At 70.5% G+C, this 23,578-nt stretch carries 22 protein-coding genes; 14 read left to right on the top strand and 8 right to left on the bottom strand.

Annotated features, from left to right (window positions below; translation table 11 throughout):
- The first annotated feature begins 4 nt into the window (after window positions 1–4).
- Genes ACIQI8_RS04535 through ACIQI8_RS04505 form a run of 7 tightly spaced genes read left to right on the top strand, consistent with a single transcriptional unit; the run spans window position 5 to window position 7,656 of the window.
- Window positions 5–1,030 carry an NAD-dependent epimerase/dehydratase family protein gene (locus ACIQI8_RS04535; RefSeq protein WP_402346678.1) on the top strand — a complete coding sequence of 342 codons (1,026 nt, stop codon included), beginning with the start codon at window positions 5–7 and terminating at the stop codon, window positions 1,028–1,030.
- A complete protein-coding gene (locus ACIQI8_RS04530) occupies window positions 1,018–2,301 on the top strand; it encodes a DUF4910 domain-containing protein (RefSeq protein ID WP_402344860.1) in 1,284 nt (427 codons plus the stop codon). Before ACIQI8_RS04535 ends, ACIQI8_RS04530 begins: the two co-directional genes overlap by 13 nt.
- A complete protein-coding gene (locus tag ACIQI8_RS04525) occupies window positions 2,298–3,596 on the top strand; it encodes a hypothetical protein (protein ID WP_402344858.1) in 1,299 nt (432 codons plus the stop codon). Before ACIQI8_RS04530 ends, ACIQI8_RS04525 begins: the two co-directional genes overlap by 4 nt.
- A complete protein-coding gene (locus ACIQI8_RS04520; protein ID WP_402344856.1) occupies window positions 3,593–4,540 on the top strand; it encodes a glycosyltransferase family 2 protein in 948 nt (315 codons plus the stop codon). The genes ACIQI8_RS04525 and ACIQI8_RS04520 overlap by 4 nt, the downstream gene beginning before the upstream one ends.
- A complete protein-coding gene (locus ACIQI8_RS04515; protein ID WP_402344855.1) occupies window positions 4,537–5,775 on the top strand; it encodes a polysaccharide pyruvyl transferase family protein in 1,239 nt (412 codons plus the stop codon). Before ACIQI8_RS04520 ends, ACIQI8_RS04515 begins: the two co-directional genes overlap by 4 nt.
- A complete protein-coding gene (rfbC, locus tag ACIQI8_RS04510) occupies window positions 5,772–6,323 on the top strand; it encodes a dTDP-4-dehydrorhamnose 3,5-epimerase (protein ID WP_402344854.1) in 552 nt (183 codons plus the stop codon). Before ACIQI8_RS04515 ends, rfbC begins: the two co-directional genes overlap by 4 nt.
- A gap of 7 nt (window positions 6,324–6,330) precedes the next feature.
- Window positions 6,331–7,656, top strand: coding sequence for a glutamate-1-semialdehyde 2,1-aminomutase (locus ACIQI8_RS04505; protein WP_402344852.1), 1,326 nt, complete (start codon window positions 6,331–6,333; stop codon window positions 7,654–7,656).
- A 12-nt stretch (window positions 7,657–7,668) separates the two neighbouring features.
- On the opposite strand, the gene ACIQI8_RS04500 is transcribed toward ACIQI8_RS04505, so the two are convergent.
- Together ACIQI8_RS04500 and ACIQI8_RS04495 are read right to left on the bottom strand one after the other, a co-directional pair.
- Window positions 7,669–8,367 carry a phosphatase PAP2 family protein gene (locus ACIQI8_RS04500; protein ID WP_402346676.1) on the bottom strand — a complete coding sequence of 233 codons (699 nt, stop codon included), beginning with the start codon at window positions 8,365–8,367 and terminating at the stop codon, window positions 7,669–7,671.
- 239 nt (window positions 8,368–8,606) lie between these two features.
- Window positions 8,607–9,263: a nuclear transport factor 2 family protein gene (locus tag ACIQI8_RS04495; RefSeq protein WP_402344850.1), complete on the bottom strand. Its 657-nt coding sequence runs from the start codon at window positions 9,261–9,263 to the stop codon at window positions 8,607–8,609.
- A gap of 219 nt (window positions 9,264–9,482) precedes the next feature.
- Between ACIQI8_RS04495 and ACIQI8_RS04490 the strand changes: the two genes are divergently transcribed.
- The 3 genes from ACIQI8_RS04490 to ACIQI8_RS04480 all read left to right on the top strand — a co-directional run bounded on the left by ACIQI8_RS04490 (window position 9,483) and on the right by ACIQI8_RS04480 (window position 12,333).
- Window positions 9,483–10,118, top strand: a complete 636-nt coding sequence (locus tag ACIQI8_RS04490; protein ID WP_402344848.1) for a TetR/AcrR family transcriptional regulator — start codon at window positions 9,483–9,485, stop codon at window positions 10,116–10,118.
- Window positions 10,119–10,245: 127 nt separating this feature from the next.
- Window positions 10,246–11,289, top strand: coding sequence for an alpha/beta hydrolase fold domain-containing protein (locus ACIQI8_RS04485; protein ID WP_402344846.1), 1,044 nt, complete (start codon window positions 10,246–10,248; stop codon window positions 11,287–11,289).
- A 126-nt stretch (window positions 11,290–11,415) separates the two neighbouring features.
- Window positions 11,416–12,333 carry an NADP-dependent oxidoreductase gene (locus tag ACIQI8_RS04480; RefSeq protein ID WP_402344844.1) on the top strand — a complete coding sequence of 306 codons (918 nt, stop codon included), beginning with the start codon at window positions 11,416–11,418 and terminating at the stop codon, window positions 12,331–12,333.
- A gap of 25 nt (window positions 12,334–12,358) precedes the next feature.
- Here the strand turns inward: ACIQI8_RS04480 and ACIQI8_RS04475 are convergent, their stop codons facing one another.
- Genes ACIQI8_RS04475 through iolC form a run of 6 tightly spaced genes read right to left on the bottom strand, consistent with a single transcriptional unit; the run spans window position 12,359 to window position 19,354 of the window.
- On the bottom strand, window positions 12,359–13,144 hold the full coding sequence (locus ACIQI8_RS04475; RefSeq protein WP_402344842.1) for a GntR family transcriptional regulator: 786 nt from the start codon (window positions 13,142–13,144) through the stop codon (window positions 12,359–12,361).
- 35 nt (window positions 13,145–13,179) lie between these two features.
- A complete protein-coding gene (locus tag ACIQI8_RS04470; RefSeq protein ID WP_402344841.1) occupies window positions 13,180–14,673 on the bottom strand; it encodes a CoA-acylating methylmalonate-semialdehyde dehydrogenase in 1,494 nt (497 codons plus the stop codon).
- A 29-nt stretch (window positions 14,674–14,702) separates the two neighbouring features.
- Entirely contained in the window at window positions 14,703–16,580 is a 1,878-nt protein-coding gene (gene iolD, locus ACIQI8_RS04465; RefSeq protein WP_402344839.1) for a 3D-(3,5/4)-trihydroxycyclohexane-1,2-dione acylhydrolase (decyclizing), read from the bottom strand.
- Window positions 16,580–17,470: a 5-deoxy-glucuronate isomerase gene (gene iolB / locus ACIQI8_RS04460; RefSeq protein WP_402344837.1), complete on the bottom strand. Its 891-nt coding sequence runs from the start codon at window positions 17,468–17,470 to the stop codon at window positions 16,580–16,582. Before iolB ends, iolD begins: the two co-directional genes overlap by 1 nt.
- Window positions 17,471–17,498: 28 nt before the next feature.
- Complete coding sequence (locus ACIQI8_RS04455) at window positions 17,499–18,377, bottom strand: deoxyribose-phosphate aldolase (protein ID WP_402344835.1); 879 nt, start codon at window positions 18,375–18,377, stop codon at window positions 17,499–17,501.
- 14 nt (window positions 18,378–18,391) lie between these two features.
- On the bottom strand, window positions 18,392–19,354 hold the full coding sequence (iolC, locus tag ACIQI8_RS04450) for a 5-dehydro-2-deoxygluconokinase (RefSeq protein ID WP_402344833.1): 963 nt from the start codon (window positions 19,352–19,354) through the stop codon (window positions 18,392–18,394).
- Window positions 19,355–19,643: 289 nt separating this feature from the next.
- Here iolC and ACIQI8_RS04445 point away from each other — a divergent pair, with 289 nt between their 5' ends.
- From ACIQI8_RS04445 to ACIQI8_RS04430, 4 genes are read left to right on the top strand one after another with little or no spacing between them, the layout of a single operon-like run.
- A complete protein-coding gene (locus tag ACIQI8_RS04445; RefSeq protein ID WP_402344832.1) occupies window positions 19,644–20,663 on the top strand; it encodes a sugar ABC transporter substrate-binding protein in 1,020 nt (339 codons plus the stop codon).
- Window positions 20,663–21,739 (top strand): ABC transporter permease, encoded by a 1,077-nt coding sequence (locus ACIQI8_RS04440; RefSeq protein WP_402344830.1) that lies wholly within the window; start codon window positions 20,663–20,665, stop codon window positions 21,737–21,739. The genes ACIQI8_RS04445 and ACIQI8_RS04440 overlap by 1 nt, the downstream gene beginning before the upstream one ends.
- A gap of 4 nt (window positions 21,740–21,743) precedes the next feature.
- Window positions 21,744–22,667: an ATP-binding cassette domain-containing protein gene (locus ACIQI8_RS04435; RefSeq protein ID WP_402344828.1), complete on the top strand. Its 924-nt coding sequence runs from the start codon at window positions 21,744–21,746 to the stop codon at window positions 22,665–22,667.
- A gap of 1 nt (window position 22,668) precedes the next feature.
- Entirely contained in the window at window positions 22,669–23,571 is a 903-nt protein-coding gene (locus tag ACIQI8_RS04430) for a sugar phosphate isomerase/epimerase family protein (protein ID WP_402344826.1), read from the top strand.
- Window positions 23,572–23,578: the final 7 nt, after the last annotated feature.

Raw genomic sequence — 23,578 nt, 5'->3', positions numbered from 1 at the left:
CACCTTGCGCGTACTACTGACCGGACACCAGGGATATCTGGGCACCGTGATGGCACCCGTCCTCACCGCCGCCGGACACGAGGTCGTCGGCCTCGACTCCGGCCTCTTCGCCGACTCCGTCCTCGGCCCGCGGCCCGCCGACCCGCCCGGGGTGCGGGTGGACCTGCGCGACCTCACCGCCGAGCACGTGGCCGGGTTCGACGCCGTGATCCACCTGGCCGCGCTCTCCAACGACCCGCTCGGCTCGCTGGCCCCGGAACTCACCTACGACATCAACCACCACGCGTCCGTACGACTGGCGAAACTGGCCCGCGACGCGGGAGTCGGGCGCTTCCTGTACGCGTCGACCTGCTCCGTCTACGGCGCCTCCGGCGGCGACGACCTGGTGACCGAGGACGCCCCGCTGCGGCCCGTGACGCCCTACGCGGAGTCGAAGGTGCGGGTCGAGGACGACGTGCACGCGCTCGCCGACGACGACTTCACCCCGGTGTTCATGCGCAACGCCACCGCCTTCGGCTACTCGCCCCGGCTGCGCGCCGACATCGTGCTCAACAACCTCGTCGGCCACGCGCTCCTGTCCGGCGAGGTGCTGGTCCTCTCCGACGGCACCCCCTGGCGCCCGCTGGTGCACGCCGCCGACATCGCGCGCGCCTTCACGGCCGCGCTCAGCGCGCCGCGCGAGGCGGTCCACGACCGGGCCTTCAACATCGGCAGCGAGATCAACAACGTCACCGTCGCCGAGATCGCCGAGCAGGTCGCCGAGGCGGTGTCCGGAGCGAAGGTCGTCATCACCGGGGAGAACGGCGCCGACCCGCGGTCCTACCGCGTGGACTTCTCCCGCTTCCGCACCGCGATCCCCGACTTCGACTGCGAGTGGACGGTGAAGCAGGGTGCCCTCGAACTCGCCGACGCCTACCGGAAGTTCGACCTGACCCGGGAGGACTTCGAGCAGCGCTTCACCCGCCTCGCCGTGCTCAAGGCGGCCTCCGAGGCCGGCACCGTCGACGACACCCTGCGGTGGCGCCGATGACCGAGCTCGGCGAGGAAATGCACGGGCTGGTGGAGCGGCTGTACCCGCTCTGCCGGAGCATCACCGGCGACGGCGTGCGCGCCACCCTGGACATCGTCGGCGAATACATCCCGCTGCAGGTGCACGAAGTGCCGACCGGGACGCAGGTGCTCGACTGGACCGTGCCGCAGGAGTGGAACATCCGGGACGCCTACATCGCCGACAGCACGGGCCGACGGGTCGTCGACTTCGCCGAGTCGAGCCTGCACGTGCTCGGCTACAGCGTGCCCGTGTCGGCGACCATGCCGCTCACCGAGCTGCGCGCACACCTGCACACCCTGCCGGACCACCCGAACTGGGTGCCGTACCGCACGAGTTACTACAAGCCGGAGTGGGGTTTCTGCCTGGCGCAGGAGACCCTGGACGGGCTGCCCGACGGCGACTACGAGGTGCGGATCGACTCCACCCTCGCGGACGGCCACCTCACCTACGCCGAGTACGTGGTCCCCGGCCAGGTGGCCGACGAGGTGATCGTCTCCTGCCACACCTGTCACCCGTCGCTGGCCAACGACAACCTCGCGGGCATCGCGGTGGCGACGTTCCTCGCCCGGGAGCTGGCGCGTGAAACGCCGTACTACACCTACCGGTTCATCTACGCGCCCGGCACCATCGGGGCGATCACCTGGCTGGCCCGCAACGCGGAGCGGGTGGAACGGGTCAAGCACGGCCTCGTGCTGGCCTGTGCGGGGGACCGCGGACAGCTGACGTACAAGCGGAGCAGGCGCGGAGACGCGGAGATCGACCGGGTGCTGCGGCACGTGCTGGCCGCGTCCCAACGCCCGCATCACATCACCGAGTTCACCCCGTACGGCTACGACGAGCGGCAGTACTGCTCGCCCGGCTTCAATCTGGGCGTGGGCTCCCTCACCCGCACCCCGTACGCCGGCTACCCCGAGTACCACACCTCGGCGGACAACCCCGACTTCGTCTCCCCGGCGGCCATGGCGGACACCCTCGCCGTCTGCCGCGAGGCGTTCGCCGTCCTCGACCGCAACCGGCGGTACGTGAACCTCAGTCCCTACGGCGAACCGCAGCTGGGCCGGCGCGGGTTGTACGACGCGCTGGGGGGCCGCAGCGACACCAAGCAGGCCCAGATGGCCATGCTCTGGGTGCTCAACCTCTCCGACGGCGAGCACAGCCTGCTGGATGTCGCCGAGCGGTCCGGACTGCCGTTCGACACCGTCGCCGCCGCGGCCGACGCCCTGCGCGGTGCCGACCTGGTCAAGGAATGACGTCCATGACCGGCCCGGGGGAGAAGACGACAGCACCGGCCGGGTCCGCCAGGCGGGCCCTGGTCGGCCGGCTGTCCTGGGGACTGGCCGACCAGGCGGCCTCCAGCATCAGCAACTTCGCCGTGGGCATCTACGTGGCCCGCTCGCTCGGGGTGACCGCGTTCGGCGTGTTCAGCCTCGCCTGGGTGACCTACGGCGTGGTCCTCAACGTCTCCCGGGGCCTTGCCACCGACCCGCTCGTGGTGCGTTTCAGCGGCGTGCCGCAGGCGTCCTGGCGCGGGGCGGTGGCCCGGTCGACGGGGACCGCGCTCGGCGTCGGCGCGGCCCTCGGCGTGGTGTGCCTGGCGGCCGGGTTCGGCCTCGGCGGCCGGGTGGGGCCCGCGTTCGTGGCCCTCGGCGTCATGCTGCCGGGACTGCTGCTCCAGGACGCCTGGCGGTTCTCGTTCTTCGCCGCCGGCGCCGGGCGCAAGGCGTTCGTCAACGACGTCGTGTGGGGCGTGGCGCTCGTCCCGGCCATGGTGGTGGCGGCCCACGTGGACACCGTGGCCGCCTTCGTGCTCGCCTGGGGCGCGTCCGCCACGGTGGCCGCGGCGTACGGCTACCTCCAGTCCGGCATCCGGCCCCGGCCGGCCGAAGCACGCGGCTGGCTCCGCGAGCAGCGCGATCTCGGCTACCGGTACCTGGTCGAGAACGTCAGCCTCAGCGGCGCAAGTCAGGTGCGGGCGTACGGGCTCGGCGCGATCGTCGGGGTGAGCGCGGTGGGCGCGATCCGGGGTGCCGAGCTCCTGATGGGCCCCTTCCTCGCCGTACTCATGGGGCTGTCGCTGGTCACCGTCCCCGAGGCGGCACGCGTGCTGCGGCAGGCCCCGCATCGACTGGGCAGGTTCTGCCTCCTGCTCGGCGGCGGCCAGGCCACCGGCGCGCTGCTGTGGGGCTCGGCGCTGCTGCTGATGCCCGGCCGGCTGGGCGAGTTGGCGCTCGGCGACGTCTGGCACTCCTCCTCGCATCTCATCGTGCAGATCACCCTCAGCGTCGCGGGCGCGGGTCTCGGTACCGGCGCGGCGGCCGGACTGCGCGCGCTCGGCGCGGCCCGCCGCAGCCTGCGCTGCCAGCTGTTCGCCTCCGCCTGCTACGTCGGCGGCGGACTCGGTGGCGCGGCCCTCGGCGGTACGTCCGGCTCGGCCTGGGGCGTCGCCGCCGCGACCATCAGCGGTTCGGCCGTGTGGTGGCTGCAACTGCGCTCCGCCCTGCGCGAGCGCCACCGCGAACCCATCCCCGAAGTGAGGACCTCATGACCGACCGACCCAGGCTGAGCATCGGCCTGCCCGTCTACAACGGCGAGGAGTACCTGGCCGAGTCGTTCGACGCGCTGCTCGGCCAGACCTACGAGGACTTCGAACTGGTCGTCTCCGACAACGCCTCGACCGACGGCACCGAGGACATCTGCCGCAAGTACGCCGCCCAGGACTCCCGCATCCGCTACCTCCGGCTGCCCCGCAACATCGGCGCCACCCCGAACCACAACCGTGTGCTCGCCGAGTCCCGCGGCGAGCTCTTCAAGTGGGCCTCGCACGACGACCTCTACGGCCGCGACCTGCTGACGCGCTGCGTGGAAGCACTGGACGAGCGGCCGGACGTCATCCTCGCGCACACCGACCAGGCGGTCATCGACGGCGACGGCCAGGTGACGGTGCCCTACGAGTACACGCTCGCCACCGGCTCGCCGCACGCCCCGGAGCGCTTCCGCAGCCTGCTGTTCGAGCCGGGCGGCGACGACTTCTACGGAGTGATGCGGACCGACGTGCTGCGCCGGGTGAAACCGATGGACAGCTACCACCACGCCGACCGTACGTACGTCGCCGAGATCACCCTGCACGGACGCTTCCACCAGGTGCCGGAACTGCTCTACTTCCGCCGCGACCACCCCACCCGCGCCGAGCGGGCCAACCCGTCCAAGCGTTCCCGGTGCGTCAACCTGGACCCGCGCCGGGCAGGTCTGCTGCACCCGACGCCCAGGCTGCTCGCCGAGTACGTCTGGGGCTTCGTCTCCGCGATCCGGCGGGCACCGCTGTCCCCGGCCGACCGGCGTGCCTGCTACGGCCACCTGGCCGCGTGGATGACCAGCCGGGTCCGGCCGGGCGCCGGCGAGCGGGTCGAGGACCGCGCCCCGGTCGACCCGGCCCAGCTCACGGTCTCCGTGGACGCCCTCGTCGCCGGCCGCGAAGGGAGGCGCGCATGACCTCCGCGCGCCAAGGGCCGGTGCGCGTGGGCCTGTTCGGCCTGCTCGGCTCCGGCAACCTCGGCAACGACGGGTCGCTCGAAGCCGTCCTCGGATACCTCCGCAGGGACCACCCGGACGCGGCCGTGGACGCGCTGTGCGGCGGACCCGAGGTCGTGACGGCCCGGTTCGGGATCCCCGCCACGCGACTGCACTGGAACCGCGCCGAGTACCGGACCGCCTCACGTGTCGGCGCGATCGCGTCGAAGGGGCTCGGCAAACTCGTCGACGTCTTCCGCACCGCCGCCTGGGTACGCCGCCACGACGTGGTGATCGTGCCGGGCATGGGCGTGCTGGAAGCCACTCTGCCGCTCCGGCCCTGGGGCTTCCCGTACTCCCTGTTCCTGCTCTGCGCGAGCGGCCGGCTGCTCGGCACCCGGGTCGCGCTGGTCAGCGTCGGCGCCGCCGAGATCCGCAACCGGCCCACCCGCGCTCTGGTCCGCTGGTCGGGCCGTCTGGCCGCCTACCGGTCCTACCGGGATGCCCAGTCCCGGGACGCGATGCGGGCGATGGGGGTGGACACCGCGCGCGACGAGGTCTACCCGGACCTCGCCTTCTCCCTGCCGGCACCGCCCGCGAACGCACCCTCGGACGCGCCGGGCACGGTCTGCGTCGGCGTCATGGACTTCCACGGCGGCAACGACGACCGCGCCCGCGCCGAGGAGATCCACCGGCGCTATCTCGACGGGACCATCCGGTTCGTCCGCACGCTGGTCGAGGAGGGCAGACCGATCCGGCTGCTCACCGGCGACCGGTGCGACGACGCGGTGGTCGCCGCGATCCTCGACGCGGTGGACTCACCGCTGGTCACCGCCGCCGAACCGGCGTCCCTGGCCGACCTGATGAAGGAGATGACGGCCGCCGACACCGTCGTGGCGGTCCGGTACCACAACCTGATCTGCGCGCTGAAGACCGGAACGCCGGTCCTCGCTCTCAGCTACGCGGCGAAGAGTGACGCGCTCATGGACTCGATGGGTCTCGGCGCGTTCTGCCACCCGGCCCGCGAGGTCGACGCCGACCGGTTGCTGGAGCAATTCCGGGCGCTGGAGAAGCGATCGCCCGAGCTGCGGCAGACGCTCGTCGAGCGGAACCGGGACGCCGCCCACCAACTCGACCGCCAGTTCGCAGCGTTGACCGCCGCCCTGTTCCCTGCGGCCGACCGCACCCACGCCCACGCTCGGCAGGAGTCTCCATGAAAGCGACCGAAGTCCCGGAGATAGCGGGCGCGTTCCTGTTCGAGCCGACGCCGTACGCCGACGAACGCGGCTTCTTCTGCCGCACCTTCGACGCCGACGTGGTCCGTTCGGTGGGCCTCGACCCGCACGCCTTCGTCCAGGACAGCGTGTCCCGTTCGGTCCGGGGCGTGGTGCGCGGTCTGCACCTGCGATCCGGCGCCGGCGAGGCCAAGTTGGTGCGGTGCTCGTACGGGCGGATCTTCGACGTCGTCGTGGACCTGCGGCCCGATTCCCCGACCTACCGCCATTGGATTTCCTTTGAACTCACAGGAGAATCACAGCCAACTCTTTACATTCCCGCGGGATGCGCGCACGGTTTTCAGGCACTGACCGACACCGCCGACACCACGTACCGGATCGACCGCCCGCACGATCCGGCCGAGGACGTGACCATCGCCCACGACGACCCGGAACTGGCCATTCCCTGGCCGCTGCCGGTTGCACTGATGTCCCAGCGGGACCGAGAGGCGCCGAGCCTCGCCGAGGTCCTGAAGCACAGAGAAAGCTGAGGTCCTCGTGGACACCGAAGTGCTCGACCTGCCCCTGTCGCGGACAGCCAACGAGCGGCTGCACGCCATGATCCCCGGGGGTGCGCACACCTATGCCAAGGGCGACGACCAGTACCCCGAGAACCTGGCCCCGGTCATCAGCCACGGCAGCGGTGCCCACGTGTGGGACGTCGACGGCAATCGCTACATCGAGTACGGCTCCGGCCTGCGGTCGGTCAGCCTCGGTCACGCCCACCCGCGCGTGGTCGAGGCGGTGCGCCGGGAACTCGACCGGGGCAGCAACTTCGTCCGGCCGTCCATCGTGGAGGTCGAGGCCGCGGAACGCTTCCTGGAGACGGTGCCGACGGCCGAGATGGTGAAGTTCGCGAAGAACGGCTCCGACGCCACCACCGCGGCGATTCGACTCGCCCGCGCGGTCACAGGGCGCCTGCGGGTGGCCATCTGCGGCGACCACCCGTTCTTCTCGGTGGACGACTGGTTCATCGGCACCACGCCGATGTCGGCGGGCATCCCGGCGGCGACGACGGATCTCACCGTGGCGTTCCCCTACGGGGACCTGGCCGCCACGGAGGCTCTGCTCAGCCGGTACCAGGACGAGATCGCCTGTCTGATCCTCGAACCCGCCGCTCACACCGAGCCACCGCCCGGATACCTCGCCGGCCTGCGCGAGCTGGCCGACCGGTACGGCTGCGTACTGATCTTCGACGAGATGATCACCGGCTTCCGCTGGTCCGAGGCGGGCGCCCAGGGTCTGTACGGCGTGGTCCCCGACCTCTCCACGTTCGGCAAGGCGCTGGGCAACGGGTTCGCCGTCTCCGCCCTGGCCGGGCGCCGGGACCTGATGGAGTGGGGCGGGCTGCGGCACTCCGGGGAGCGGGTGTTCCTGCTGTCCACCACGCACGGTGCGGAAACGCATGCCCTGGCGGCGGCGATGGCCGTGCAGGCCACCTACGTCGAGGAGGGCGTCACCGCGCGGCTGCACGCCCTCGGCGAACGGCTGGCGGCCGGGGTCCGCGAGGCGGCGGCCGGCATGGGCGTCGGCGACCACGTCGTCGTCCGGGGCCGGGCCAGCAATCTGGTCTTCGCCACCCTCGACGAGAACGGGCAGCCGTCGCAGCAGTACCGCACCCTGTTCCTGCGCCGGCTCCTGGCGGGCGGAGTGCTGGCCCCGTCCTTCGTGGTGAGCAGCGCGCTGGAGGACGCGGACATCGACCGCACCGTCGACGTGGTGGCCCAGGCATGCGCGGTGTACCGGAAGGCGCTGGACGCCGCCGACCCCACCCCCTGGCTTGCCGGGCGACCGGTGAAGCCGGTGTTCCGCAGCTCGGTGTGACGTGAGGTGACGTCAGTGGCGCGATCGCCGACCGGCATCGGCCGTCCGGCGGTCCGCCCGCTCGCCCAGCCGGTCGGCCGTCCGGTCGACCAGCCACGCGGTCGCCGGGACGATCGCCAGCGCGGTGCACCAGCCGCCGAGGACGTCGGTCGGATAGTGCGCGCCCAGTCCGACCTGTGCCCACCCCATGGCGGCGCCGGCCGCCAGCGCCGCGGCGAGCACGAGTGAGGTGCCGGCCGTCCTGCCGAGGCCGAGCGGTGGGGTGGCCAGAAGCGCCGCCATGAGGGCGAGGGCGGTGAGGAAGGCGGTGTGCCCGCTGGGATAGGACAGGTTGTCCGCGCCGTGGATAGTGCGTCCCACCAGGTGCTTCAGCAGCGTCGCCGTCCCCACGGTCGTGGCGGCGCCGGCGACGAGGAACACGGCCGCGCGGGGACGCCGGAGCAGCAGGCAGCCCGCCACGGCGACCGCGACCAGCGTCCCCGCTCCGACGGGCTCCCCCAGGAAGTCCAGGGCGAGGGCGACGTGCCGCCACGGCGGCCGCAGACTGTCCGCCGTCGGCTCGATGATCCAGCTGTCCACCGCCCCGGGCTCGCCGTGGCCTGCGTACACGACCCCGAGCACGACGACCACCAGGGCGGCGAGAGCCGCGATCAGCCCGAGCCACGGGCGCAGCGGCGGGGGCAGCACCGATGTCGCCGGCCGGCCGGTCAGCTGATCCAACGCGCGTCCCCCATCGTGTCCGATTCGCCTTTCGGCGACCATGACCGTCCCCCGGACACCCGTACCGTGGCTGTACGCCTCCACGGGAGCTGTCAGCACCCTAGCCGCATGACGGCCGCAGCAAACGGCCGCCCGGCGCGGACCCGAAGGCCGAGTCTGCCGGGCGGCCCGGCACGACGGCGGCGGAACCGGTCGGAAGCCGGCCGCCCGGGCCGCCGGGGGAGGAGCGGTCAGTGCCTGTCGACGGCCGAGGCCCAGTCGAAGTCGACGCCCATGTCGGAGTACATCTTCGAGTAGCCCACGAAGCAGTTGAACGTCGTGACCTTGCCGTTCCTCAGGTACCAGAAGTCGGCGGTGGGCGCGTCGACCTTCTGGCCCTTCCCCTTGACGACACCGCCCGTCGGAGCCTGGAGCTGACCGTCGAACGTGCCCTGGATCGACAGCTCGATGCTGACGGTGTCGCCGTTCACGGTGATGCGCTTGAGCTCACGGTGGACGTCGGAGAAGAGGCCCTTCATGTAGGGCAGCACGCTGCCGAGCGCCTCTCCCCGGTAGGCCACGCCGGGGACCATGTCGTTGAAGACGCCGTCCTTGGTGAAGCTGTTGACGAACGTCGGGACGTCGATGTGGCTGCCCTCGGCCACGTAGTAGTCGCGCAGGACGATCGCGAGATTGGCCTTCTCGTGCTTGGTCAGGTGGCGGTCCGTGAGCGGCAGCTTCGCCAGTTCGCGATCGGTGAGGGGTGCGGGGGCCGCTGAACTGCCGTGGTGCGCCGGGTTCTTGTGCGCGGAGCTCGCGGCCTGTGACGGCATGGCGGCGACGGAGAGACCACCCAGGACAGCTATCGCGGTCGCGACGGTGATCGACTTCCGGCTGAGCAGCTTCATGACGTGTTCCTTCGGGTTGGCTCTCGGGGTCCGAGACGCATGGCGACGGTCTGTCTCGCGCTCTTAGTAATTCAAACGCTCGCTTGACCATATGGATGGCGGTACGGAGCTGTCAAGCAACTGTTTGACTTCTGTGTCCGCGCGGCTGCGGAGGTGTGATCGCGGCGGGCGGGGATTGATTGACAATCAACTCAAACGGCTGATTGAGTTGATGGCGTGATGTCGGTGAAGAAGACGGACCTGCGCCGGGAGGCCGGTCAGCGCACGCGGGACGGCCTGCAGGCGGCCGCCCTGGAACTGCTCGCGCAACGAGGCCAGGAAGGCGTGACCCTCCGCGAGATCACGGATCGCGCCGGAGCCAACGTCGCCGCGGTGAGCTACCACTTCGGGTCGCTGAAGGCGCTGTGCGACTCGGCGATCGAGCACGCACTGGAGCGGTATCTGGACGCGCAGATGGCGGAACTCGACTCCCTCGGCGCCGCACCGACACTCCAGGACGTGGCGACCGCCTTCGCGCGGCCGATGATGCGCGCGCTGGCGGCCGGCGGGGAGGACCTGGCCGTGATGCGGACCGTGGCGCGCGTCGGCATCGAGCCGCCCCAGGGGTGGGAGCGGCTGAACGAGAAGTTCGACCTCAGCCGGCGCAAGGTCCTGCGGGTGCTGACGCCGAACATCCCGGGCGTCGGCCAGGAGGAGCTGATCTTCCGTACGCGCTGTGCGGCCGGCCTGCTGAACTGGCTCGCCCTGGCGCCCATCGGCTCGGAGCTGGCCACCCTGTCCGCCGAGCGGATCGAGCGGCAGCTGGTCCCCGTGGTGGCCGGGGCGTTCGGCGGGGATGCCGCCCCCGTCGGCTGACCGGCTCCGAGGGGCACTTCCGATCATCTTCGGCGAGCGTTTCGGCGTTCGTGTTTGACAAGCGTCTCTCAATAAATGAAACTGAATTCATCTTCACTGATGGTGGTTCTTGACGATCGGAGAGACCATGCCTGACACGCCTTCCGCGCCGGTGATCCCGCTGCCCGTCGCCACCCGCGTCTCGCCGCCCGACCTCGCCGACAGCACGCTGCTGGACATCGACCCCGATCCGCAGATGTCCCTCGGCGTCGTCGAGGTGGAGACCCGCGACGACATCACCTACAAGACCGTCGAACTGCCCGGCGGGGGGTCGCGCGAGCTGAAGTACGACATCATGCGGCCCGCCACCGACGAGCCCCTGCCGCTGGTCGTCTACCTTCCCGGCGGCGCGTTCCTGCGCTGCAACAAGGTCATGGCGTTCGACCTGCGCCGGCACGTCGCCGAGTCCGGGTTCGTCGTCGCCAGTGTCGAATACCGGGTCGCGCCCGACGGCGCCACCTATCAGGACACCATCCACGATGTCCGTGCCGCCGTCGCCCATCTGCGCCTGCATGCCGACGAGTTCGGGATCGACCCGAGCGCGGTCGCCGTGTGGGGGGAGTCGGCCGGTGGTCATGTGGCGGCGCTGACCGGCACCACGAACGGGCTGGCCGAGTTCGCCGAGGGCGCCGACCCGTCACCGCAGGGACAGGTGCAGGCCGTGATCGACGGGTTCGGCAGCTCTCAACTCTCGGCGATCGCCGACGACTTCGACGAGGAGACCCAGCTCCACTACCGGCGTGAGCCCACCCACTTCTCGGCCTACCTCGGTAAGCCCGGTGCACTGCTCTCGGACATCCCCGACGCCGTGCGTGCCGCGGATCCGGCCACCTACGCGACCGCCTCGGCACCGCCCTTCCTTCTCCTGCACGGCACCGCGGACGTGATGGTCTCCCCGTCCCAGACGCAGCACGTGCACCAGGCGCTGCTCACCGCCGGGGCGGACAGCACCCGTTACGTCCTCGACGGCGCCAACCACGGCGATGTCGCGTTCCTCGGACTTGTGGGCAGCGGGCTGCCCTGGTCCTCGGCCACCACGATGGGCATCATCACCGACTTCCTCCACCGCCATCTCGACCGCGCCGACGCGTCGGCGCAGGACCGGCGGGCTGTGCCCGACTCGGGGAAGTGACCGGGGCGGTCGGGAAGACAGCCCCGCCATCGGGTGGTTGAAGGCGATGGCGCGGTCGGTGTGCGGCCATCCGAGGCGTGACCGCCCAACGGCCTTGTCCGAGCGGGGAAGAGTGGTGATCACGCGATGCGTGCGGTGCGGTTCCACGAGTACGGCGGGATCGATGTGCTGCGGGTGGAGGAGGTGGAGCGGCCGGTGCCCGGCGCCGGGCAGGTGCTGGTCGAGGTCCGCGCGGCCGGGATCCAGCCGGGCGAGGTGATGATCCGCGAGGGCGCGCGGCACGGACGCTGGCCCTCGACGTTCCCCTCCGGGCAGGGCAGCGATCTGGCCGGCGTCGTGGTGGAGGCCGGTCCGCAGGTGCGGGGCTTCGCGGTGGGCGACGAGGTGCTGGGCTTCACCCACAACAGGGCGAGCCACGCGGAGTTCGTCGTGGCCGACGACGTGCAGCTGGTCTCGCGTCCAAAGGGGCTGCCCTGGGACGTGGCCGGGTCGCTGTACGTGGCCGGCACGACCGCGTACGCCACCGTGTTCGCCGTGGATCCCGGTCCGGCCGACACGGTCGTCGTGTCCGGTGCGGCGGGCGGGGTCGGGTCCCTCGCCGTGCAGCTCGCGCGGCGACGCGGAGCCACGGTGATCGGGCTGGCGAGCGAGCGCAACCACGCCTGGCTGAAGGAGCGCGGTGCCGTCCCGGTCGCGTACGGGGAGGGCGTGGCCGAACGGATCCGGCAGGCCGCAGGGGGCGACGTGGACGCGTTCATCGACACGTTCGGCGACGGATACGTGGACCTGGCGGTGGAGTTGGGCGTGCGGCCCGAGCGGATCAACACGATCCGCGACTGGGAGGCCGCGGCCAGGGTCGGGGCGCACACCTACGGAGAAGGCGCGGCCGCGTGCGCGGTCGTCGTCGGCGAACTGGCCCGACTCGCCGCACGCGGCGAGCTGGAGGTGCCGATCGCCCGCACCTACCCGTTGGAGCAAGTACGGGACGCCTACCGCGAGTTGGAAGGGCATCACCCGCAGGGCAAGATCGTCCTCCGGCCCTGAACACGGCTGCCCCTGACGGCTCCGGTCAGGGCCTGACCAGTAGTTGGAAGTCGAACGCGTACCGGGACGCCCGGTAGATGTGCGTCCCGAACTCGACCGGCCGGCCCGTGTCGTCGTACGCCGTGCGTTGCATGGTCAGTACGGCGGTGCCCGCCTTCTCGTCGAGGCGGGCCGCTTCCTCCGGGGTGGCCGAGCGGGCGCCGATGGTCTGGCGGGCGCTGTGCAGGGTGATGCCGGCGGTGCGCATCATCCGGTACAGGCCGCTCGACTCCAGCCGGGCGCTGTCCAGTTCGAGGAGGTTGGCGGGCAGGTAGTTGCAGAGGAAGGCGACCGGCTGGCCGTGAGTACAGCGCAGCCGCTCCAGGGCGACGACCTCGCTGCCCTCGGCGATGCCGAGCGCGGCGGCGACGTCCGGCGTCACCGTCACGCGCTCGTTGCGCAGCACCTCGGTGGTCGGGCCCTGCCCGGCCGCCTCCAAGTCGTCGTAGAGACTGCTGAGTTCCAGCGGTCGCTTGACCTGGCTGTGCACCACCTGGGTGCCCACCCCGCGGCGGCGCACCAACAGGCCCTTGTCGACCAGGGACTGGATGGCCTGGCGGACGGTGGGTCGGGACAGGCCCAGGCGCATCGAGAGATCGATCTCGTTGCCCAGGAGATTGCCCGGAGCGAGGATCCCGTGCTCGATCGCCGCCTCCAGCTGCTGGGCGAGCTGGTAGTAGAGCGGCACCGGGCTGTTCCGGTCCAGGGCGAAGTCCAGCGAGTGGAGCGCGGGAGCGGTCATGGCACGTGCGGGGTCGCCGGCCTTGGCCATGGAGGTACCTCCCTCGAAGAAGACCTGACGGCAGGTCAGGAGTGGCTGGGGAAACCGAGGTTGATGCCCGCGTCGGCCGGGTCCGGCCAGCGGGTGGTGATGACCTTCCCCTGGGTGTAGAAGGCGATGCCGTCGTTGCCGTAGACGTGCAGGTCGCCGAAGAGGGAGTCCTTCCAGCCGCCGAAGGAGTGGTAGCCGACCGGCACCGGGATCGGCACGTTGACGCCGACCATGCCCGCCTTGACCTCCAGCTGGAACCGGCGGGCGGCGCCGCCGTCCCGGGTGAAGATCGCGGTGCCGTTGCCCCAACGGGAGTCGTTGATCAGCTTGATGGCCTCGTCGTAGGAGTCCGCGCGGACCACGACGAGCACCGGGCCGAAGATCTCGTCCTTGTACGCGTCCGCCGTCAGCGGCACCCGGTCCAGGAGCGACACGCCGAGGAAGAAGCCGTCCTCGTGTCCCGGGACCGAGTAGCCGGTGCCGTCGACCACGACCTCGGCGCCCTGCTCGGCGGCCGACTTCACGTACGAGGCGACCTTGTCGCGGTGTTCGCGGGTGATCAGCGGGCCCATCTCGGAGGCCGGGTCGTTGCCGGGGCCGATGCGCAGCTTCCCGGCGCGCTCGGCGATCTTGGCGACCAGCTCGTCACCGGTGTCACCGACCGCGACCACGACCGACACGGCCATGCAGCGTTCGCCGGCCGAGCCGTAGGCCGCGTTGATCGCCTGGTCGGCGGCGAAGTCCAGGTCGGCGTCCGGGAGGACGAGCATGTGGTTCTTGGCGCCGCCCAGGGCCTGCACCCGCTTGCCGTGCTCGACCGCCTTGAGCTGGATGTACTTCGCGATCGGCGTCGAGCCGACGAAGGAGACGGCCTCGATGTCCGGGTGCTCCAGGATGCGGTCGACGGCCACCTTGTCGCCCTGCACGATGTTCAGCACCCCGTCGGGCAGGCCCGCCTCGGAGGCGAGTTCGGCAAGGCGGAAGGACGCCGACGGGTCCTTCTCGGAGGGCTTGAGGACGAAGGTGTTGCCGGTCGCGATGGCGAGCGGGAACATCCACATCGGCACCATGGCCGGGAAGTTGAACGGCGTGATGCCGGCGACGACTCCGAGCGGCTGGCGGATCGAGGCCACGTCCACGCGGGTCGAGACCTGCGTCGACAGCTCGCCCTTCAGCTGGACGCTGATCCCGCAGGCCAGCTCCACGATCTCCATGCCGCGGGCGACCTCGCCCAGCGCGTCCGAGTGCACCTTGCCGTGCTCGGCGGTGATCAGCTCGGCGATCTCGTCGCGGTGCGCGTCCAGCAGTTCGCGGTACTTGAAGAGGATCGCCGTGCGCTTGGCGAGCGAGGAGACACCCCAGCTCTCGAACGCGGCCTTGGCGGAGGCGACGGCGGCGTCCACCTCGTCGACGGTCGCGAACGCGACCTGCTTGTCCTGCGCGCCGGTCGCCGGGTCGTACACGACGCCGTAGCGGCCGGAGGTGCCCTCGACGGGCTTGCCGCCTATCCAGTGGGTGATCGTCTTCATGGTGCGAAGGCCTTTCGGGGGAGCGGAGTTCAGAGGTGGCGGCGGCGGTCGGCGACCTGGCGGTCGTACTCCTCGCGGGCCTGTACGGCGGCCTCGCGGGAAGCCGTCTCGGCGACCGGCACGTCCCACCAGGCCTCGGCCGGGGGAGCGGTCGGGGTGGCGGTGTCGGTCTCGACGTAGACACAGGTCGGACGGTCGGAGGCGCGGGCCGTGGCGAGCGCCTCGCGCAGTTCGCGCACGGTTTTCGCGCGCAGTACGTCCATGCCGAGGCTGCCCGCGTTGGCGGCCAGGTCGACCGGGAGCGGGGCGCCGGAGAAGGTGCCGTCGGCGGCCCGGTAGCGGTAGGCGGTGCCGAAGCGCTCGGCGCCGACCGTCTCGGAGAGGCCGCCGATGGAGGCGTAGCCGTGGTTCTGGATGAGCAGGAGGTTGACCGGCAGGCCCTCCTGGACGGCGGTGACGATCTCGGTCGGCATCATCAGGTAGGTGCCGTCGCCGACCAGTGCCCACACGGGTGTGTCGGGCGTGGCCTGCTGGACGCCGATCGCGGCCGGGATCTCGTAGCCCATGCAGGAGTAGCCGTACTCCAGGTGGTACTGGCGCGGGCTGCGCGAGCGCCACAGCTTGTGCAGGTCGCCGGGGAGCGAGCCGGCCGCGTTGATCACCACGTCGTCGTCGCCGACGACCGAGTCGAGGGCGCCGAGGACCTGGGTCTGGGTGGGTACGGCGTTCTCGTCGGCGGCGGTGAAAGCCGCGTCAACAACCTGTTCCCAGCGGTCCTTGCCCGCGCGGTAGGCGGCCTCGTAAACCGAGTTCACACGGTGACCGGCGAGTGCGTCCGTCAACGCCGTGAGCCCCGTCCTCGCGTCGCACACGAGCGGGCGAGCCGCCAGCTTGTGTGCGTCGAAAGCGGTGATGTTGAGGTTGACGAACCGGACGTCCGGGTTCTGGAAGAGCGTGTGGGAGGCGGTCGTGAAGTCCGTGTAGCGGGTGCCGACGCCGATCACCAGGTCCGCGGTGCGCGCGATGTCGTCGCTGACCTCCGTGCCGGTGTGGCCGATGCCGCCGAGGTCGGCGGGGTGGTCGTACCGCAGTGAGCCCTTGCCCGCCTGCGTCGAGGCGACCGGGATGCCGGTGGCGTCGACCAGTGCCTTCAGCGCCTCCTCGGCGCGGCTGTGGTGGATTCCGCCGCCCGCGACGATCAGCGGGCGCTCGGCGGCCCGGATCGCCGCCACTGCCTCCGCCAGCTCGTACGGGTCGGGCGCGGGACGGCGTACGTGCCACACGCGCTCGGCGAAGAACTCCTCCGGCCAGTCGTACGCCTCCGCCTGCACGTCCTGGGGGAGCGCCAGGGTCACCGCGCCGGTCTCGACCGGGTCGGTGAGCACGCGCACGGCGTTGAGGGCGGAGGGGATCAGGGCCTCGGGGCGGGTGACGCGGTCGAAGTAGCGGGAGACCGGGCGCAGGGTGTCGTTGACCGACAGGTCCGCCTCGACCGGGTGCTCCAGCTGCTGCAGAAGCGGGTCGGCGGCGCGGCCGGCGAAGTAGTCGCCCGGCAGGAGCAGCACCGGCAGGCGGTTGATGGTGGCCAGCGCGGCGCCGGTGACCAGGTTGGTGGCGCCGGGTCCGATGGACGTCGTCACGGCCTGCGCGGACAGGCGGTCCAGCTGGCGGGCGTAGCCGACGGCCGCGTGCACCATGGCCTGCTCGTTGCGGCCCTGGTGGAAGGGCATGGTGTCCTCGCCCGCCTCCAGGAGGGCCTGGCCGATCCCGGCGACGTTGCCATGGCCGAAGATGCCCCAGGTGCCGGCGATCAGCCGGTGGCGTACGCCGTCGCGCTCGGTGTACTGGACGGACAGGAACCGGACCAGGGCCTGGGCGACGGTCAGACGGCGGGTGCGGGTGCTCATCAGGACTTCTCCGGTGCCGTGTAGAGGGGGAGACGGGGGTCGACCGGCTGGTCGGGCCAGGTGTCGCGGATCCACGCGTGGTCCGGGTGGTCGCAGATCAGCCAGGCGCGGTCGGGCTCGGGGCCCGCCATGACGTTCAGGTAGTACATGTGGTGACCGGGCACCGCCATCGACGGTCCGTGCCAGCCGTCGGGGATCAACACGACGTCGCCGCCCCGGACTTCGGCCAGGACGTCCGTGCCGCGGCCCTGCCCGGAGGGGGAGACGCGCTGGTAGCCGAGGCCGGGGATGCCCTCGTGGTCGGCGAACTCGAAGTAGTAGACCTCTTCGAGGACCGACTCCTCGCCGGGCCGGTGCTCGTCGTGCTTGTGCGGCGGGAAGGACGACCAGTTGCCGCCCGGCGTGATCACCTCGACCGCGATGAGCTTGTCGCACTCGAACACGCCTGCCGCGCCGAAGTTGTTGACCTGCCGGGAGGAGTTGCCGGTGCCGCGCAGCTCCACCGGCACGTCCGAGGCCGGTCCGTAACGGGCGGGCAGCCGGCGGGTGCAGCGCGCGCCGGTGAGCGCGAACCGCCCGCCGTCGGCGGACACGACGGTCGCCCGGGCGTCCCGCGGCACGTACGCGAAGTCGCTCACCGAGCTGAACACGCTCTCGCGGCCGGTGAGTTGGAAGGTGTCGTGGCCGAAGTCGTCGGCGGCGGCGACCGTGCAGCCCCCGCTGAGCGGGATGACGATCCACTCGCTGTCGCCGGTGTCGAAGGTGTGGCTGCCGCCGGGCGGCAGTTCGAGGACCCGCAGGCTGGAGTAGCCCCAGCCGGCCTTCTCCGGCGTGATGTCCACGACGTAGGGGCCGCCGAGGGCCTTTCCTGCGGGAAGGTGATACGTCATTGCGTTCCTCCGTGTCACGACCGGCACGTCACAGCAGACCGACGGCCGTGTCGACCGCCGTCTCCACAGTGCCCTCGGCCGGGTAGAGCAGCGAGCGGCCGACGACCATGCCCTGCACGGTGGGCAGCCGCAGCGCCTTGCGCCAGCGTTCGTACGCGCCTTCCTGGTCCTCGCCCACCTCGCCGCCGAGCAGCACGGCCGGCAGCGTGGAGGTCTCCAGGACCTCGCCCATGTCATCCGGGTCGTCGGTGACGGGGAGCTTGAGCCAGGTGTAGGCGGAGGTGCCGCCCAGGCCCGAGGCGATGGCGACGGACTTGGTGACGGCCTCGGCGGACAGGTCGTTGCGGACCCTGCCGTCGGTCCGGCGGGAGATGAACGGCTCGACGAATACGGGGAGTCGGCGGGCCGCCATGTCGTCGACGGCCCGCGCGGTGGTCTCCAGGGTGGTGAGCGAGCCGGGGTCGTCGTAGTCGATACGGACGAGCAGCTTGCCCGCGTCGAAGCGCAGCCGCTCGATGTCCTCGGCGCGGTGGCCGGTGAAGCGGTCGTCCATCTCGAAGACGGCGCCAGCCAGGCCGCCGCGGTTCATGGAGCCCATGACGACCTTGTTCTCCAGCACCCCGAGCAGCAGCAGGTCGTCCAGGATGTCGGCGGTGGCCAGCACCCCGTCGACGCCGGGGCGGGAGAGCGCGACGCAGAGCCGCTCCAGCAGATCCGCCCGGTTGGCCATGGCGAGCCTGCGGTCGCCCACGCCCAGCGCGCCGCGGGCCGGGTGGTCGGCGGCCACGATCATCAGCCGGCCGCTGTCGCCCAGCAGCGGTCGCCGCACGCGCCGGGCGGCGGCTTCGGCGACGGCCTCGGGATGCCGGGCTCTGACCGTGACGAGGTCGGGAATGCTGATGGACAAGACAGAGCTCCGTTTCAGGCGGTGGCGCGCGTGAGGAGGCCGTCGACCTCGGCTTCGGTGGGCATCGCGGAGGAACAGGCGAGCCGGGAGGCGACGAGGGCGCCGGCCGCGTTGGCGTACCGCATCGTTTCGGCCAACTCCCAGCCGGACAGCAGCCCGTGGACGAGGGAGCCGCCGAAGGCGTCGCCCGCGCCGAGGCCGTTGGCCACCTCGACGGGCACCGGCGGGACCTCGGCGGTGGTGCCGTCGCGGTGCACGGCCAGCACGCCCTTGGGGCCCTGCTTGACCACCGCGAGTTCCACGCCCGCGGCCAGCAGCGCCTCGGCGCAGGCCCGTGGTTCGCGGACGCCGGTGGCGATCTCGCACTCCTCCAGATTGCCGACGGCGACCGTGGCGTGCCGCAGGGCTTCGGCGTAGTAGGGGCGGGCCTCCTCGGGATCCGCCCAGAACATGGGCCGCCAGTCGAGGTCGAAGACCGTGGTGCCCGACCCGTTTCGCGCCTTGAGGGCGGCGAGCGTGGCCGAGCGGCTGGGCTCCTCGCTCAGGCCGGTGCCGGTGATCCAGAAGACGAGGGCCGCCCGGATCGCCCAGAAGTCCAGTTCCTCGGTGTGAATCTCCAGGTCAGGAGCCTTAGGCTGCCGGTAGAAGTAAAGAGGGAAGTCGTCCGGCGGAAAGATCTCGCAGAAGGTCACCGGTGTCGGGTAGGCGGCGACGGGTGTCACCCAGCGGTCGTCGACGCCGAATTCCTTGAGCGCCTCGTGCAGATAGGTGCCGAAGGGGTCGTCGCCGGTGCGGGTGATCACCGCCGTGTTCCGGCCGAGCCGGGATGCGGCGACCGCCACATTGGCGGCCGAACCGCCGAGGAATTTGCCGAAGGTCTCGACCTGGGCCAGGCCCACACCCGACTGAAGGGGGTAGAGATCGACCCCGATACGGCCCATAGTGATCAGGTCGAAGGGCTGGGCTTCGTGGGCCATGTGCGACGCTCCTTGGGCTGTACCGGGGATGCGGGCCCCGGGGGACCTCCGCCTAACAGGTGTAGGCCGCTGGGACCAGCGCTGTCAATACTTTGTACTGACATTCGGACCTGCTTGTGAAATGATGTCTTAACAAAGTATTGACAGTGGGCGCGCCAAGGGATTGGATCCCGTCCCAGTACTTCTGCCGTATTTGCGGCGCACGACCCGGACATGCCAAGATCCCGGGCCCCGGATCTTTGAGATCCCTCTCCCTTTCCCCCGCAAGCACAGTGAGGTGCCAGGAAAGATGGACCGCTCCACTCACCACCGCTCCCGCAGAATCGTCCCCGTAGTGGCGGTCGCCGCGGCAGCTGCCCTGACCCTCGCAGGCTGCTCCAGCAGCTCCGGGGGCAAGAAGTCCGAAGAGGGCGGGTCGGGCGCCTCGGCGGGCAAGGCCACCACACCCCGGATGACGGTCGCGCTCGTGACGCACCAGTCGCCCGGTGACACCTTCTGGGACATCGTCCGCAAGGGTGCCCAGGCCGCCGCGGCCAAGGACAACATCAAGCTGATCTACTCGGCCGACCCGAACGCGGGCAACCAGGCCAACCTGGTGCAGAACGCGATCGACCAGAAGGTCGACGGCATCGCGATCACCCTCGCCAAGCCGGACGCCATGAAGGATGTCGTGAGCAAGGCGACGGCCGCGAAGATCCCCGTGGTGGGCCTCAACTCCGGTGTCAGCGACTGGCAGAAGCTCGGCCTGATGGAGTTCTTCGGCCAGGACGAGAGCGTGGCCGGCGAGGCGTTCGGCAAGAAGCTGAACGAACTCGGCGCCAAGCACACCGTCTGTGTCGTCCAGGAGCAGGGCAACGTCGGCCTCACCCAGCGCTGCGACGGCGTGAAGAAGACCTTCTCCGGCAAGACCGACGTCCTGTACGTCAACGGCACCGACATGCCGTCGGTGAAGTCGACGATCACCGCCAAGCTCAAGACCGACAAGTCCATCGACTACGTCACCACGCTCGGCGCCCCGTTCGCGCTGACCGCGGTGCAGTCGGTGTCCGACGCGGGCAGCAAGGCGAAGATCGCGACCTTCGACCTGAACAAGGACCTCACCACGGCCATCAGCAAGGGCACGATCCAGTTCGCGGTCGACCAGCAGCCGTACCTGCAGGGCTACCTGGCGATCGACTCGCTGTGGCTCTACAAGAACAACGGCAACTACATGGGCGGCGGTGAGCAGCCCGTGCTGACCGGCCCGGCGTTCGTCGACAAGTCCAACGTCGACGCGGTGGCGGCGTTCGCCGCGAAGGGCACCCGGTGATGAGTATGACCCAGCACGCCGAGCCGGCGGTGGACACACCGCCGGCCCCCGGCCCCAAAGAGGCCGACGGCAGGACCTCACAACGCCCGCTGGTCTTCAAGCTGTTGGCACGACCGGAGGTGGGCGTCTTCCTCGGCGCCGCCGCCGTCTACATCTTCTTCCTGATCGCCGCGCCCCCGGTGCGCGACGGCAGTTCGATGGCGACGGTCCTGTACCAGTCGTCGACGATCGGCATCATGGCGCTGCCGGTGGCACTGCTGATGATCGGCGGCGAGTTCGACCTGTCGGCCGGTGTCGCGGTGATCAGCTCGGCGCTCACCGCGAGCATGCTCAGCTACCAACTCACCATGAACGTGTGGGTCGGTGTGATCGTCGCGCTGCTCGTGTCGCTGGCGATCGGCGCGTTCAACGGCTGGATGGTCGTCAAGACCGGACTGCCCAGCTTCCTGATCACCCTGGGCACCTTCCTGATCCTCCAGGGCGCCAACCTCGCCGTCACCAAGATGGTCACCACCAACGTGGCCACCGACGACATCAGCAACATGGACGGCTTCGACCAGGCCAGGAAGATCTTCGCCTCGTCCTTCGACATCGGCGGCGTCCAGGTCAAGATCACCGTCTTCTACTGGCTGGTCTTCGCGGCCATCGCCACCTGGGTGCTGCTGCGCACCAAGTACGGCAACTGGATCTTCGCGGTCGGCGGCAACAAGGACAGCGCCCGCGCGGTCGGTGTCCCGGTCACCTTCACCAAGATCTCGCTGTTCATGCTGGTCGGCTTCGGCGCCTGGTTCGTCGGCATGCACCAGCTCTTCACCTTCAACACCGTGCAGTCCGGCGAGGGCGTCGGCCAGGAGCTCATCTACATCTCCGCGGCCGTCATCGGCGGCTGCCTGCTGACCGGTGGCTACGGCTCGGCGATCGGCCCGGTCTTCGGCGCCTTCATGTTCGGCATGGTCCAGCAGGGCATCGTCTACGCCAACTGGAACCCCGACTGGTTCAAGGCGTTCCTCGGTGTGATGCTGCTCGGCGCCGTGCTCATCAACTTGTGGGTCCGCCAGTCGGCGACCCGGAGGTGACCTCATGACATCCATCGACAAGGCCGGCACCCACGGCGAGATCATCCCGGACACCGTCCCCGAGAAGGGGGCGAAGGACGCGCCGATCGTCGAACTGCGCAACGCCGGCAAGTCCTACGGCAACATCCGCGCCCTGCACGGCGTCGACCTCCAGGTCTTCCCCGGCCAGGTCACCTGCGTGCTCGGCGACAACGGCGCGGGCAAGTCGACCCTCATCAAGATCATCTCGGGCCTGCACCAGCACACCGAGGGCGAGTTCCTCGTCGACGGCGTCCCGGTGCGCTTCTCCACCCCGCGCGAGGCCCTCGACAAGGGCATCGCGACGGTCTACCAGGACCTGGCGACCGTGCCGTTGATGCCGGTGTGGCGCAACTTCTTCCTCGGCTCGGAGATGACCAAGGGCCCCTGGCCCATCCGCCGTCTCGACATCGACCGGATGAAGAGGACCGCCGATCACGAACTGCGCGAGATGGGCATCATCCTGGACGACCTGGAGCAGCCCATCGGCACCCTCTCCGGCGGCCAGCGCCAGTGCGTGGCGATCGCCCGCGCCGTCTACTTCGGTGCCCGCGTCCTGATCCTGGACGAGCCGACCGCCGCGCTCGGCGTCAAGCAGTCCGGTGTGGTCCTGAAGTACGTCGCCGCGGCCCGCGAGCGCGGTCTGGGCGTCATCTTCATCACGCACAACCCGCACCACGCCTACATGGTCGGCGACCACTTCAGCGTGCTGCGCCTGGGCACCATGGAACTCTCCGCCTCCCGTGCCGAGGTCAGCCTCGAAGAGCTGACCAACCACATGGCCGGCGGCACCGAACTCGCCGCACTCAAGCACGAGTTGTCCCAGGTGCGTGGCGTCGACGTGGAGGAGCTGCCGGAGGCGAAGGACCTCACCGGATCCGTGGCGACCGCCTCCGAGGGGAAAGCCTGAGATGGCGAACGTCCTGGACCGCATCAGGGTCGGCTCCGCGCCCGACTCCTGGGGCGTCTGGTTCCCCGACGACCCGCAGCAGGTGCCCTGGGAACGTTTCCTGGACGAGGTCGCCCAGGCCGGCTACCCGTGGATCGAGCTGGGCCCGTACGGCTATCTGCCGACCGACCCGGCCCGCCTCACCGACGAGCTCGCGGGGCGCGAGCTCAAGGTCTCGGCCGGCACGGTCTTCACGGGCCTGCACCGCGGCCCGTCCGTCTGGGAGTCCACCTGGGAGCACGTGAGCCAAGTGGCCGCGCTCACCCGGGCGATGGACGCCAGGCACCTGGTCGTCATCCCGTCGTTCTGGCGCGACGACAAGACCGCCGAGATCCTGGAACCGCCGGAGCTGACCGCCGAGCAGTGGGCCCATCTGACCAAGGGCATGGAACGGCTCGGCCACGAGGTGAAGGAGGTCTACGGCCTCGACATCGTCGTGCACCCGCACGCCGACACCCACATCGACACCGAGGACCACGTCGAGCGCTTCCTCGACTCGACCGACTCCGAACTGGTCAACCTCTGCCTGGACACCGGTCATTACGCCTACTGCGGCGGCGACAGCGTCAAGCTGATCGAGACCTACGGCGAGCGCATCGGCTACCTCCACCTCAAGCAGGTCGACCCGGGGATCCTCGCCGACGTCGTCGCGAACGAGGTCCCGTTCGGGCCCGCCGTGCAGCGCGGTGTGATGTGCGAACCACCCACCGGCGTACCGGAGTTGGGGCCGGTCCTGGAGGCCGCGCAGCGGCTCGGCGTGGAGCTGTTCGCCATCGTCGAGCAGGACATGTACCCGTGCGAGCCGGACAAGCCGCTGCCCATCGCGGAGCGCACCCGCAAGTTCCTGAGGTCCTGCGGCGCCTGACCACCCG

The organism is Streptomyces sp. NPDC092369 (assembly GCF_044755245.1).
Classification (GTDB): domain Bacteria; phylum Actinomycetota; class Actinomycetes; order Streptomycetales; family Streptomycetaceae; genus Streptomyces.
This window is presented reverse-complemented; position numbering and strand designations above follow the sequence as displayed.